The sequence below is a fragment of the Lelliottia jeotgali genome, from assembly GCF_016771845.1.
GTDB classification, from domain to species: domain Bacteria; phylum Pseudomonadota; class Gammaproteobacteria; order Enterobacterales; family Enterobacteriaceae; genus Enterobacter; species Enterobacter jeotgali.
Window position 1 is genome coordinate 46,903 of record NZ_JAENMQ010000007.1, and the last position, 12,894, is coordinate 59,796.

Here is a 12,894-nt window from a genome sequence, read left to right on the forward strand (position 1 = left end):
TAATACGCATCCCATTACGCCTGAGGTCACGGGAGACAGTAGGCTTGCTGACATCTACCCGCTGACCAATCTCACGATAACTACAATGTTCTTTATAAAGCAGGGCAATCTGGTATCGTTGCCCCTCAGTTAGCTGCTGGTAGTTCATGGTTACTCGCTCATCTTTGGTAGAAAGAGGGATAGCTTATCAGCAGCTAACCACCTCCTCACCCTCATGACCGAGCGTTACACTTATTATCTGAATTCGCGCGCTGGTATATTTATATGTACGTGCTAATCCTGGTCAGTCGCGTGACATAAAATAATGCCTGACTGACATAAACGTCAGTTAGCTTATGCCGGGCTGGACCATCAGTTATTGCCAGGTGAGCACCAGTGTGGCTGAGGCAGTAAACGGTCCCGTGGCGATGGATTCGACAGGGGTGCTACTCAGGTGCACAGGGGTGAACTCCATATGCACAGGGTTTGAACCCATAGTCAGGTTCATTGTTGTGGCGGTATTATTAAGAATGGGCTTCTGGTCAAGTGTCGCCATGACACCCAGACCTGTATTTGATGTGGCTATAGCGGCACCCCCGGACCCGGTTAGCGACGTAAACTTGAGAACCGCGTCTGCAGCAACCTGCGAAGTAGCGGTACTGGCGCAGACAATGCTGAAGTCTTTAGAGGTGACACCATAAACGCCCGCTACGGTCCCAAGCTGCATCCGGTCAATACTGTCCCCGAGATGGACGTCCAAGGTCTGGCCTGCATTTACAACGCAACTGACAGGTGCTGGAGCAGGAGTTACAGATGTAGAAGAACATTGCCCTCTGTCCAGGGCATTCACAGAACTAGAACCACCCCAAGTTTTTGTGTATATCATTATACATATGTATGGATAACTTCCCACATCCGTATCTTTTATCAAAATGTTTCCAGATGTTTTAGTTAACGTATTGGGAATGTATGAGTTTACATTTGAAGTGCAATTTTTTAGTGTGTCAAGATTTTTGATATTCCCGTAGTTGTAGTTGCAACCATATAAGCCCGCAGTATTACTCATATAATAAGAAGGATATGGTACCATCGCTAAAATAAATATTACTGTGCAATTTGTTCCTCTGCAGAAAGAATCATTCCAGGGATCAACTACCTGGTCTGTTTGATACCCATAACATGTATAACCCGCTTTAGGTGTGCAGTTAGTCGAGGGTGTTAATTTGATCGCCCCCGCTTCAGAATAGGATGAATGAAAGAAAGTAAAGAAAAAAAATGCAAAAAAAATTAAAAGGGTATTTTTATATTTACATGTTGTGTTTTTCATAAGAATGTTCTCACATCAGAAATGGCTATAACCGATGACTGGGTATTGCGTGCGTTCACTGGCAACGTAGTACGTTTTACACGAGCTTGCCATTTTAAACGCACGCTACAACACCTGCTATACATTAACCGCAATAAAAATTCTGTTTTGTTAGGATAAACAGAACCTTATATCGAGTTATTAAAAGCATCGAGCGTAAATCAAAAAATAGTCTATCAAAAGGCGCAACATTATACATCAGTTGCTGGAGGGTAAAAAAAGGCACCTCAACACACCGAAATACATATAAAATCATCATCTCTCCCCCTTGAACATATGGAGGGACGATGTATTCCTCAAAGGTACAACTTCAACAGATGGAGACAGAGATGAGGATTCATTTATTTAGAACCTATATCAATAGGACTTTATTCCAGACGATAAGACCACAGGCAAAATGCAACATGGCCTCGTAATTTTCTGTCTTCTTTCCCATCGGGTCAGGAGAGTGCGTAAGCGATTCATGCAGCTATGAGTTCTCTCTACAACCCAGCGATGGGCTTTGAAGTCCTTGTTTTTAATTGCATCTGACTCTTCTTTACGGGACTGGATATGCGGCTCGTAGCGGCTTATCTGTAAAATTTTTTGTCAGCCAGCATCGTAACCTTTGTCCAGGCAGAGTCTGATTTTTGCCCCGAACGTCCCGTCTGAAGGGCATCGAGCGTATCCGCAACCAGTTTGATGTCGTGCACGTTCGCTACTGCGACAACCAGATACAGAGGAAGCCCGTTGGCGTCCGTCAGCAGGCTGCGCTTTAAGCCTTGTTTCCCTCTGTCCGTGGGGTTGCGGCCTGTTTTTTTCCTGACAGCGGCGATTTGGTCATACAGCCGTCCATTGACAGTCAGGACCAGTCAATGCCGTCCAGGTTTTCACAGGCCAGCAAACCGTTCTGCCAGAGGCGCTCGAAGACTCCAGTATCGCACCATTCCTGAAGGCGACGATGGGCTGAGCTTGGTGAGCAAATGCCAGTAGCATTCAGCGTATTCCACTGACAACCTGTTCTGAGCACGAAGAAAATGGCGTTCATTGCGGCACGATTATCCACACGCTTGCGATGCGTCCCCAGCGGATGCCGGGTTGTGTACACAGGGAGCAGTGGAGCCATCTTTTCCCAGTTGTCATCGCTAATCTGCCACTTGTTGTCAGCCATACTTCGCTCTCAGAAATTATCGTAACCCATTATACGACAATTCCCTTTGGGATAGGCTCTTAGTCTCACTCATCCCTTGTTTCATGCGCACCGGGATGATCTTTATCAATTTCAAAAATGATGAGTTCATATTTATACTATGTAACCAGACTCCACTATGGTGCCAGCATTATGGGAAAGAGTAAGTGCCGAAGGATCTATGGCACGCTTGCGGCACTCTCCTGGCGAAATACCGTACTCCCTTCTGAAAGAGCGATAAAAGGTTGAGACATCATCGAAACCAAGCCCGAAAGCGATGTCTGCTATCCTGGCATCACTTTTACGAAGTAAGCACACTGCAGCGGCCATTTTTCGTCTACGAATATAACGTGCTATCGGCTCACCGATTACAGATGTGAATGTATGCTGCAGATAGAATCTTGAGTAGCCAGACCTCATGACAATATCATTCACTGACAGCACCTGATGAATGTTCGCCTCAATCCAGTTAAGCAGGTCATGAATGGTTCTGCTAATATTGCAAGTTCGACAGGAATGTAGTCCTGGATTTTCGGCTACCATAATTTCTCATTCATTTTACATATCCCCCTGTACAATCCATACAATAATTTGAGCTCCGCGCGAGTGTCATATTAAAATTTATTTAGCATGTATCTCACGATAATTCTTTCTGCTGGCATGACAGCTATCTTCAGTGCTACCGAAACTCTTTCAGTTGTTATCAGTATCAGTCCATAGAACAATATAGCCTGCCCCACATTCAACTTTTCCATATTAATATTGGCGCTGATAAAAATAATCACGACATGCTGAAGGAGCATAATAATATACGCTCTGGAGGCCAGCCTGTATATTGCGTTCTGCAGCCTGAGCCGGCCAAAAACCTGGTTAATGACTGGATAACCTGCATGGAAAACAAAAACAAACGCCACCAGAAAAATCAGGCTTTGTGGTGCAAGTGGAAAGAGAATCTCCCTGATGGTTTTCTGCGACACAGCGGCCGTTATGCCTCCGGCCAGAATAACTGCACAGCCTGCAGCAGCAAGCAAAATTCGCCATTTACGGAACCAGTGCAGAAAGTGCATGAAAAACATACCAAACGTGAAATCACTCATCCGTACATGAGCTGACCAGTATGGATTAACCTGGGTATCATTGTAGCAAAGTACGCTGATAACAACCGTTGCTGCCATGGTCATTACCGGTGCCCCCTGCAGTATCCGGAAAATCAGTGGTGCGATTATATAGAGCAAAATAATACACCCGATAAACCATTCGCCGGTAAGATATGCAGTCTCCACACCCCACACGCCATGCAGGTAATGGTCAACACCTGTGACCGAGGGAAGGAACGAGATAACGCTTCTCTCTCCCTTAATCAGCTGCTCCAGCGGGTTCTTCGGGTACCCGAAGTAAAGCCCCAGGGCCAGGAGCGTGAGGCCTGCGGTAAAATACACGATGTTGTAAGGTATCAGGACAGAACAGGCACGCTTAACGTAATATTCTCTCGCTGTGTAACGTGTAAGAGAAACATATGCAAGTGCGCCAGATATCATAAAAAAAAGTGAGACGCCAAGCCGGCCTATTCCGCCCGTTAGATATTCGCGCGGGAAGGTAATCAGGGGACTGGTATCAAACATGTAGGCGTAGTGCGAGGTAATCACAAGCAAAACAGCGGTCAGACGCAGGAAGTCAAAAAAGGTATTTCGTGTTGAGTGCATATTCAGGCTATTTACTGGGTAGAGGATAATTTAACTGTACTGACGGGGCCGCGATGTTTTCTCATGTTGCCTTCGCTCCTTCTGGAGACTCAGGACTTTACGCTCCATGTAGTCGACACCAGCCAGAATAACGACAACCATTACGGTCATAATGATGGCCTGGTGAGAAAGGCCCAGACCAGTTATTTCCCCCGTAGCCGCAATCATCCAGACCGTTGCGGAAGATGTAGCGCCAGTCACGACACCATTTCGCGTCATCATGACTACTACCCCTAAAAAGCACAGGCCGGTAATTAACGGCTAAACACGCGGGCCCTGTCTGCGGCATCCACTGTTACGGTCCCCTGCATTGCGAGAAAGCAGTATCTCCCGAGCACAACTCACCTGGAGGTTCTGATGCCCATCAGTTTTCCGCGCAGGCTGCTCAAGCCCCACGGCAAATCCACACAGCAGGCAGGTTATTAACTTTTCAAACGTAAAAGGAAACCGCAGGTTCTCTGCTGTCGTAAAAGTCAGACGCATACGTTACTCATTCAGTAAGGGGGCATGAAAATGCTATTTTGATCCGGGACGGAGCGTACCCAGTACACGGGACAGGAGTGCCACCGTCCAGCCAGCCAGCAATGAACCGACAAGACCTTCTGCAGCACCGATTATGCGCAGATGCGTTGGCAGCACTACATCGCCATAGCCCACAGTGGCATAGCTTGCCAGCGAAAAATATACGGCTGTTGTCACATCACTGAAGCCAGAACGCCAGTAATAGAAGAGAGCAAAAAACGTTGCCTCAATAAAATGAATCATCAGCATGGAAACACAGATGCGTACCAGCATCATAACAAGCCTGACAGTATCGGTTATCCTCCCGGGTATAAGCCTGAGAATATGCAGGCTCCAGAGAGTGTGAGTGACCACCATGAGTGACATCAGCGCAGCCAGCCATAAGAGCTGTAAAAACATATATTCCCCATAAAACGACTACGTATGGCGTCCAGGGCGATCACTGTCTGGAATCCATCTCTGTTAGCGATTTGCCGCCATTCAGACACAGTGCTGTAAGTCTAGGGTCAAAATCCCCCACGTCTGCGTTCGCAAAAGCACACCCGAACCATGCTAGTAAGAGCGGCAGGCTCAACTGCGGAATCAAAAGATAATCATTTGGCGGGAGGGAAAAGAGATACCGTAAAGCATTTTCATCAGCAGGAAGTCTGACGCCAAAACACCATTCCGCTTTGTGAAGCAGCACCTCAATATCATTACTGCAGAATAACATCCCTGATACAATCCGGGTTTCTTTCGTAATTAAACCCGGGGCACCGTCGCAGCCACTGCGAATGACATTGATAACCTCCGCGAGTGAGGCGGAAAGCGGTGTCTGGTCTCTTGTGTTTATTGGCGCCCTGAATCACGGCACCGGCGTTATTTCCGCTCAGAGCACCAGGATTAATTAAGGGAGCATAAATTTCCCTGTGCGAGTGGATATGATGGCGCATAAGTCCTGAGCGCTATCCTTACAGCCTTAAGCTGCCAGTCCACGCGTTCTGCATACAGGGCAGTATAATTGCTGCCCTGTCAGGTTTATCAGTGCAGGGCCTCACCGGCAAGTCCGCCTGCGCCAGCACCCGTGACAGCACCTTTCACAACGCTTTTACCCGTCGCGGCTGCCACGACTGCCCCTGTGGCTGCGCCAGCAGCACCGCCCTGTCGGGCTGCCTTGCCTGAGTCACCACCTTTGGTCATTGCTCCGACGCCTGCACCGGCAACCGCGCCCCCTACGGCTGATTTCACATCCTTCCCGGCAACCGCACCGACGGTTGCACCGACAACTGCGCCTGTCGCTGTTTTATCCATTGCCACTGCAGATACTGCAGGCAACAGCGCACTCAATAACACAAACGTGCTCAGTATTTTTTGGTTCACTGCTTCATTTCCTTTAATTAATCGAGTCTGGTGGACTTTTTAATGACCTGATAACCATCTGGTTACAAGTGATAGGCATGGATCAGTGTTCATTTATCCGTTCGCCGTTATTGATGCTGACATCGATCATCTGCGGACGTGGCGCTGAAATACCGTTTTCGTCGAGTCGGCATTTGATTGTTTCCATCAGGTCAAAATAGACATCCCAGTAAAGTGTGGTATCCGTCCAGCATCGCACCACGAAGTTCAGGGCCGGCGGAGCCATCTCATTGAGCCGCACAGTCACGCCGTTTTCCTGGATAATCCGTGTATCGGCGGTAACCACATCACTCACCACGCGCTTCACCTTTTCAATATCGGCAGACCAGGCAACAGATACCGTGATATCCACCCTGCGCTGCGGTTCGCGTGAAAAGTTGATGATGTCACCGGCAATGATTTTGCCGTTTGGCACGATAATAATTTTGTTGTCAGGTGCGCGCAGAGTGGTTGAAAAAATACTCACCCGGTCAACGGTTCCGGCCACGCCGCCTACATCCACAAACTCACCTGCACGCAACGGACGCAGCGTCACCAGAAGCACCCCAGCCGCGAAGTTTGACAGCGAACCCTGCAGGGCGAGTCCAACCGCCAGACCGGCAGCCCCCATAACGGCAATCACTGATGTTGTCTGCACGCCCAGACGACTGAGTACTGCAATGATCGTAAAAGCCACGATAGCATAGCGGACAATTACAGCCAGAAAACCCGACACAGTCACGTCAATCCCGCGCACGGAGAGGACCCTCTCCAGCGCAGAACTGATAATACGCGCCAGCATCATTCCGGTAATTAACAGTACTGCAACTGCAATAATATTAACCACGTACTCTGTCAGTAACCCCTGATTATTCATCAGCCAGTCACCTGTTTTACTCACTTCATCCGTAACATTCAGTTTTTTCATTTATTTCTCCATTTAAAGTTCACCCATCTTATGAATGAGTTGCAAACAATCTAAGATAATTATCTTCGTGCTCTCCGAAACTTAAAACGACACCCGTCACCCATAAAAAAAGGTAAAAAAAACAAAGCAAGGAAGCAGTAAGGCACTCAATACCCACGCAAACACATCTCTTTTCCTCCATCCGGGAAATGATTTTTTGACATGACAACGCGAACACCGCATCCCATCAGGTGCAATAATTCCTCCGCAATGCGTGCACGACCTGATGTTCTCTGGATACATCAAAAGCTCCATATTAAAAAGCGATAATAATTGGCTGCGACTTATTAAATTTACATTTCTGATTTAATTTGGCACCACGATGATTACAAGCTGCTTTAAACAAGCGGTCGAGTACAGGAAAATACATCACTATATTTAGGAGATATAGGTAATGAAACTAGCGACTCGCCAGACTAATTTTTAGCGCTGAGTTGCACGCTTCAAAATTTAGTGACCGCCGGGTAGTATTTTTTATTTCCTCCAGTACCATGTTGGTGGTGAAACTGCAGAGACTGTCGGCCTGCGATTAAGCCGGGAGAGAAAAGCTGAAAATGCCCCAGTGTCAGCGGCTGTTATCTGCAGAATGTAGTGCCGTGCGATACAGGTGAACGACGTCAGGCACCAGGGCAAAGGTCGCTGTCATTCCCTCTTCCTCATCTTGCTCGTGCTCAAACATCTTTATCATGACAAAACACGCCATACACAGACTGAGCTTTATCCGGTTCAGCCCCCAGTATGTACCCTCTTAATCAGGCTGATGAGCTGCACCAGGCAGAGTGTTTGGGTAAGTCCGACTATTTCTCCCGGCGTCCTTTATGGAAGTGCTGCAGTCATCCTGTAGTAATCTGTATGCAACGCCCCCAAATCCAGTCGATTCAGCTGCCAGGGCTAATAAGAGCATGGTACAGCAAGGATTAAAACGACTTAACGGGGCTGCAATTTGCATTTTCTTTATGACTTTTGGGCACGCTACCGCCCCTCGCTGTTTTTCCTTAAGGAGACCAGAGCGCACACGGTCAGGCTGAGCGTTTGTGTGTTTTTTGCTGAACGCCTGCCATCGCAGACGTTCAGCAAAAAAGAATAGCGGGCGGAAAAATCCTGCCCACTTGTAACTTACGCTGTGGTGGGTTTGTTCCAGAAATCAGAGTGAGGGGTGTGGCCGTCCTTGTAACCGTTCCATACACGCGTCATCACCAGACCGATACAGCGTGAATTGTCCGTCTCCCGGAAAGGTTCGCACTTGATATTATCGGCGTCGTCAATGCAGCCTCCTGTATCTTTAATAGCAGTCTCATCTTTCATCGAATCCTTGAGGTAACGCTTCATGCCTGCGGAAACAATAAACATCATATGAGCTACTGCAGAGACTTTAGATATGCTGTGCAGCAGCGAGACATCCTGCGCGGATGCATCAAACTCGCAAGTGGAAAAATCAGCGCTGCAATCGGTTCTCCGCCTGGAGAAGGGTATTCTGTTGTAGATGCGTGCTGGTATAATCCGCTTCGAATAATATCCAGCGCATTCTCCAGGTGTAGACCGTGTTTGGATATGTCCTGCAATTCAACCTTGACGTTCTGGCGAGCATAGGTTTTGTCGACCCGTGATTGCAGGGCACGCCACAGACCTTCCACCGTCAGGAAGTCCAGCGCCACGCTATGATGGTTGATAAGGTTACGGTCCAGTTTCTCAACTTTTGAGCCTGATTTGGTCAGGCGTTCCAGAGAGAGCTGCTCCCCGGCAGTTAAACATTCTGCGGTGGTCACATCCGACATCCTCTGGTTATCCTGCCTGATATCCAGCGGGCTAAGGCTGACTTTTTCAAACAAGGAAGCACGTCCCGTCACCGGAATGGTTTGCCAGACAACGAATTCGCCACCGGGAATTGTTTCATTCAGTACAGACATAAGCATGCTCCCTTTTTTAGTCTGTTATGTGTTGCAGGCTTGATGACTGTTTCAGTGCCACGAGGTAGTGGTAACCACGCAAGAGGCGGCACACGGCGTTGTCCACCAAACCAATCTTCAAGTTGTGCATAGCAGTCAGTGCTTTCAGTTGAGAAATTTGACGGGCTCCCCACTCTGATCAAAAAACCTTCATATTGCGGATGGCGAGCAGTGAATATTTTCTTCACTGCTGTCTCCAACGAGACGTTTTAAGCACAGTTCAGTATTTTTAGACGTTCCGCCTGTTGCAAATTAAACTTCAGATTTACATATGGTTTACAGGTCTTTCGCTCTGAAAAAGAGTCGCTCTTGTCTTTCAGCAATAAAAATAATCTGTAACCGTCGAATGCAGACTGAAGTGATACAGGAGAACGTGATATATCAGATTCGCAAGCAATATTTTCACAGTATATCCGCGTGCAGTTCAGGGCACTACTCTTACCCCCTCCCCTTATTACGCATGAGTTCTTATAAAAGTGACTGTTGTTTTTTGCGAAAAGGTATTATTTTTTAAGTTGTATATATCTCCTTCGATTTATTCGATTCAGGGCAGTCTTTAAAATAGAGCTCAGCACAAGAAGGAACGAACCCGCTGTCAGCGACAGATGCTGGCTGAAAAGCCCAACGCGGTTAAGTACTGCTGCACGATCCGAGCCTGTTGGGATTGCAAAGCGTCTCGGCTTCCTGCTCTCCGGCTTGAGAATCACATCAGCTAAGATGAGATGTGGTGCAACGGTCAAAGCCGTAAGCGAGCAGTAAGCGCCGTATTGACGGCTATTTAGTGGTGAGATCCACGTTCCATGGCAGAAGTTCAGCCACTTTGTTCGAAGGCCACTCCGGCTGCACGCTCAGGATATATCTGAGGCAGGCTTCCGGATCGACGCCATTGAGCCTGGATGTCCCGATAAGACCATACAGGAGTGCTCCTCGCTCGCCTCCGTGATCGCTGCCGAAGAAGATAAAATTCTTTTTCCCAAGACAGACCGCTCGTAGCGCGCGTTCTGCGGCATTGTTATCAGCTTCCGCAAGACCGTCATCGCAGTAGTAGCACAGGGCATCCCACTGGTTCAGTGGCATAAGCGAACACCTCGCCCAGCCGGGATTTTTTCGACAGCGTCGCGCTTTTTTCTGTCAGCCACTCATGCAGCGATGCCAGCAGCGGCTTGCTATGGGTCTGCCTGGCTGCCAGCCGCTCTGTTGCCGGGAGGCCGCGTATGGTTTCTTCGATTGCGTACAGTTCACCTATACGTTTCAGGGCCTCCTCCGCTGTGGCCGTTTGAGTACTTATATAGACGTCGTGGATTTTTCTGCGCGCGTGAGCCCAGCAGGCACGGCGATCCCCCGATCGATGGGGCGTGATTGTGCAGGGGCTTCAACGATACAGTCTCATCTGACGCAGGCCTTTTTCACTCTGACCGTGCGGATCACTTTCAGGGCGCTGGAGACCAGTTCCAGCTGCTCCGCGCTGACTTCGCTGAGGTACTCCATACCGTTGCCGCATTCCGGACAGCTGGTTTCCACAGGCTCCAGTCGGTGTATCTCACGTGGAAGGGCGACGATGGCGGGACTGGCGAAGCTGGCGATGGACCTGAGGATCGTCTTCCCGTCCGTTATTGCGAGCGCTTTGCTGCTCCTGCTGTTTCAACAGAGCTTCGGCTTCTTCAACCTGCCGGCGCAGTTTTTCAGAGCGGGAACCGAACAACATTCGTCGCAGTTTTTCTATCTGCGCCCGCAGATGCTCTATTTCGCGCTCTTCGTTCTCTATTTTCTCTTCTGCACGGGCCAGCGCTGAACGCAGGAACGACTTAGTCTCGGTAACGAGACTGAGCTGGCTGTCTTTCTGGCGAAGCGCATCTTCCAGCGCGGCGATACGGGCGAGATAGCCCTGACTCATGACCCCATTTATAATGCGGTCATGATCTTTTTACAACATCGTCAGTGAGTTAAGGCGTGCAGTTTTTGGCTGGCGCCAGTCCAGCTTATCGAGGTGCATGGCGAGCTGTGAGCGGGTAATGGCGATTTTGCCGTCGCGTACCGCAGCCCAGATAAACTTGCCTTCTTCCAGACGTTTGGTAAACAGGCACAGGCCATCCGCATCCGCCCAGAGTATCTTCACTGTATCGCCTTTACGGCCACGGAAGATAAACATGTGCCCGGAGAACGGATTTTCATCAAGTGCATGCTGTACCATCTCGCCCAGCCCATTGAACGATTTGCGCATATCCGTGACGCCAGCAACCAGCCAGATACGGGTGCCTGACGGGAGCGATATCATTGTCTTCTCCCGGTCAGCTCGCGGAGCAGCACTACCAGCAACTCTGGTGACGGGTTCTCAAGCGTCATTTTGCCGTGGCGGAATTCGACGCAACAGGAGGAGGCGCTCAGCGCTGAGAACTGACCCGGATCAGTATTCGCCTCACCTGTTGGCGCTGGATCAGGTATCACTTCGACAGGCAGCATCATCGGTGATGATGAAGATTCGACCGTTGCCGGGAGGCGACGTGATATGCGGCCTTCATCCTGCCAGAGCCGTAGCCATTTAAAGATGACGTTATCATTGATGCCGTTTTCACGGGCAATCTGAGCAACACAGGCACCGGGACGGGATGCAAGTTCGACCATACGTAGCTTGAATTCATTAGAATAATTCTTACGGGGTTCTTTTCGCCAGGATTGGGTTTCCATACTTAGATGTCCGTCTGTAACAGGTGGGCGTCTAAGTTACCAGCACTGGCTTAATGGCTACATACGGCGCTGGGTTTACGCTTACCGAAATTCGCATTGTGACAGGTGACCTCAATGTTTTCGTACCGGAACACCAGTACGACGAAAATGACCAGGTGTTAGTGTTCTGGCAGTTGAGCGGGCGTCAGTCTGAAGCGATAGCCGCAGCCGCGCTCAATCCGGGCGCCAGCGTTCAAACCGCTCTCAATGTCCTTCGCGGCAGCGTCCAGATAGTCGGCAAGGCGACTGACCGGTACTGCTACAGGGCATTGCTCTGACAGCGAAAGCAGAGAAAAAGGGTGGAGGACATCGACGCGTACCGGTGGCGGAGGTGCATATTGCCCACGACTGTCCATCTGGTACGCGCACGGAATTTCAGACAGGTTTACCGTAAGCACGGCCCGTTGCTCATCGAGTCCGGTATCCGTGACGCCAGTAGTCAGACACGGGTGCATGACATGAGGGATAATCATTGGCTTCTACCGTTCAGGTCGCTGTACAACAAGGCTCGCAACTCTGGCGACGTGTTCTCAAGCGTCATATTGCCGTATCAGAATTCAACACAACAGGAGGTGGCATTCAAGGCTGAGAAATGTCCCTGGACTGTTGCCAGAAGGCGGCCTGATAAAGGACCGTCATCCTGCTCAGAACCTGAGCCATTTGAAGATGGCATTATCAGTGATGCCATCTTCACAGACCATCAGAGCAACGCAGGCTCCAGGACGAGGAGCAAGTTCGGCCATACGAAGCTTGAAGTCATTGGGGTAATTTTTACGAGTTTCTCTTCGCCAGGATTGGCTTCTATACTAAGATGTCCGCCTGCTCAGATAGACGTCGACGTTACCTGTACTGGCTTAATAGCTTCATACAGCCCTGGGTTTACGCTTAAGGTAAGCACTGATCCATTTCTTTACCTATGTAATTTCAACATTGAAGCAGGCAGCGGTGGTCCACCACCCCCGCGACAACTCCCTTTCGCGTACTGCATGACTACAGCAAGTTTTAGCTCTAATAAATGCTTCATGAAGCTCAACCTTACTCAGTTGGGTATCAAACTTTTTGGGGAGACTATTCAAATTTCAGGGGGCTGAATGTCATTCTGT

Annotated in this window: 11 protein-coding genes and 4 pseudogenes; all 15 read right to left on the bottom strand. The window is 49.2% G+C overall.

Going from position 1 to position 12,894, the window contains the following annotated elements; genetic code table 11:
- Positions 1–10 precede the first annotated feature (10 nt).
- Positions 11–148: pseudogene (locus JBO43_RS14220) on the bottom strand (helix-turn-helix domain-containing protein); the annotation flags it as partial.
- A 207-nt stretch (positions 149–355) separates the two neighbouring features.
- Complete coding sequence (locus tag JBO43_RS14225) at positions 356–1,306, bottom strand: fimbrial protein (protein WP_202668789.1); 951 nt, start codon at positions 1,304–1,306, stop codon at positions 356–358.
- 391 nt (positions 1,307–1,697) lie between these two features.
- A pseudogene (locus JBO43_RS14230) lies at positions 1,698–2,495 on the bottom strand (IS5 family transposase).
- A gap of 132 nt (positions 2,496–2,627) precedes the next feature.
- Positions 2,628–3,056: a helix-turn-helix domain-containing protein gene (locus JBO43_RS23200; protein ID WP_407929814.1), complete on the bottom strand. Its 429-nt coding sequence runs from the start codon at positions 3,054–3,056 to the stop codon at positions 2,628–2,630.
- Between the two features lie 71 nt (positions 3,057–3,127).
- Positions 3,128–4,216 (bottom strand): acyltransferase family protein, encoded by a 1,089-nt coding sequence (locus tag JBO43_RS14240; protein ID WP_202668791.1) that lies wholly within the window; start codon positions 4,214–4,216, stop codon positions 3,128–3,130.
- Positions 4,217–4,246: 30 nt separating this feature from the next.
- Positions 4,247–4,510 carry an MgtC/SapB family protein gene (locus tag JBO43_RS23205; RefSeq protein WP_337926546.1) on the bottom strand — a complete coding sequence of 88 codons (264 nt, stop codon included), beginning with the start codon at positions 4,508–4,510 and terminating at the stop codon, positions 4,247–4,249.
- Positions 4,511–4,771: 261 nt separating this feature from the next.
- A complete protein-coding gene (locus JBO43_RS14250; RefSeq protein WP_202668793.1) occupies positions 4,772–5,176 on the bottom strand; it encodes an ion channel in 405 nt (134 codons plus the stop codon).
- Positions 5,177–5,797: 621 nt separating this feature from the next.
- Positions 5,798–6,124, bottom strand: coding sequence for a glycine zipper family protein (locus JBO43_RS14255; protein WP_202668806.1), 327 nt, complete (start codon positions 6,122–6,124; stop codon positions 5,798–5,800).
- A gap of 94 nt (positions 6,125–6,218) precedes the next feature.
- Entirely contained in the window at positions 6,219–7,082 is an 864-nt protein-coding gene (mscS, locus tag JBO43_RS14260) for a small-conductance mechanosensitive channel MscS (RefSeq protein ID WP_202668794.1), read from the bottom strand.
- Positions 7,083–7,686: 604 nt separating this feature from the next.
- A complete protein-coding gene (locus tag JBO43_RS23100) occupies positions 7,687–7,809 on the bottom strand; it encodes a hypothetical protein (RefSeq protein ID WP_269154282.1) in 123 nt (40 codons plus the stop codon).
- Between the two features lie 494 nt (positions 7,810–8,303).
- A pseudogene (locus JBO43_RS14265) lies at positions 8,304–9,034 on the bottom strand (type VI secretion system contractile sheath domain-containing protein); the annotation flags it as partial.
- An 807-nt stretch (positions 9,035–9,841) separates the two neighbouring features.
- A pseudogene (gene tnpC / locus JBO43_RS14270) lies at positions 9,842–10,961 on the bottom strand (IS66 family transposase).
- A 30-nt stretch (positions 10,962–10,991) separates the two neighbouring features.
- Entirely contained in the window at positions 10,992–11,342 is a 351-nt protein-coding gene (gene tnpB, locus JBO43_RS14275) for an IS66 family insertion sequence element accessory protein TnpB (RefSeq protein WP_202668795.1), read from the bottom strand.
- Positions 11,339–11,752 (bottom strand): IS66-like element accessory protein TnpA, encoded by a 414-nt coding sequence (tnpA, locus tag JBO43_RS14280; RefSeq protein ID WP_202668796.1) that lies wholly within the window; start codon positions 11,750–11,752, stop codon positions 11,339–11,341. Before tnpA ends, tnpB begins: the two co-directional genes overlap by 4 nt.
- 158 nt (positions 11,753–11,910) lie before the next feature.
- A complete protein-coding gene (locus tag JBO43_RS14285) occupies positions 11,911–12,264 on the bottom strand; it encodes a hypothetical protein (protein WP_202668797.1) in 354 nt (117 codons plus the stop codon).
- Between the last annotated feature and the right edge of the window lie 630 nt (positions 12,265–12,894).

Excerpts from the sequence above, each read along its gene's own strand:
- JBO43_RS14225 (WP_202668789.1), bottom strand. The coding sequence starts at position 1,306 with ATGAAAAACACAACATGTAAATATAAAAATACCCTTTTAATTTTTTTT.
- JBO43_RS23200 (WP_407929814.1), bottom strand. The coding sequence starts at position 3,056 with ATGGTAGCCGAAAATCCAGGACTACATTCCTGTCGAACTTGCAATATT.
- JBO43_RS14240 (WP_202668791.1), bottom strand. The coding sequence starts at position 4,216 with ATGCACTCAACACGAAATACCTTTTTTGACTTCCTGCGTCTGACCGCT.
- JBO43_RS14250 (WP_202668793.1), bottom strand. The coding sequence starts at position 5,176 with ATGTTTTTACAGCTCTTATGGCTGGCTGCGCTGATGTCACTCATGGTG.
- mscS (WP_202668794.1), bottom strand. The coding sequence starts at position 7,082 with ATGAAAAAACTGAATGTTACGGATGAAGTGAGTAAAACAGGTGACTGG.
- JBO43_RS23100 (WP_269154282.1), bottom strand. The coding sequence starts at position 7,809 with ATGATAAAGATGTTTGAGCACGAGCAAGATGAGGAAGAGGGAATGACA.
- tnpB (WP_202668795.1), bottom strand. The coding sequence starts at position 11,342 with ATGATATCGCTCCCGTCAGGCACCCGTATCTGGCTGGTTGCTGGCGTC.
- tnpA (WP_202668796.1), bottom strand. The coding sequence starts at position 11,752 with ATGGAAACCCAATCCTGGCGAAAAGAACCCCGTAAGAATTATTCTAAT.
- JBO43_RS14285 (WP_202668797.1), bottom strand. The coding sequence starts at position 12,264 with ATGATTATCCCTCATGTCATGCACCCGTGTCTGACTACTGGCGTCACG.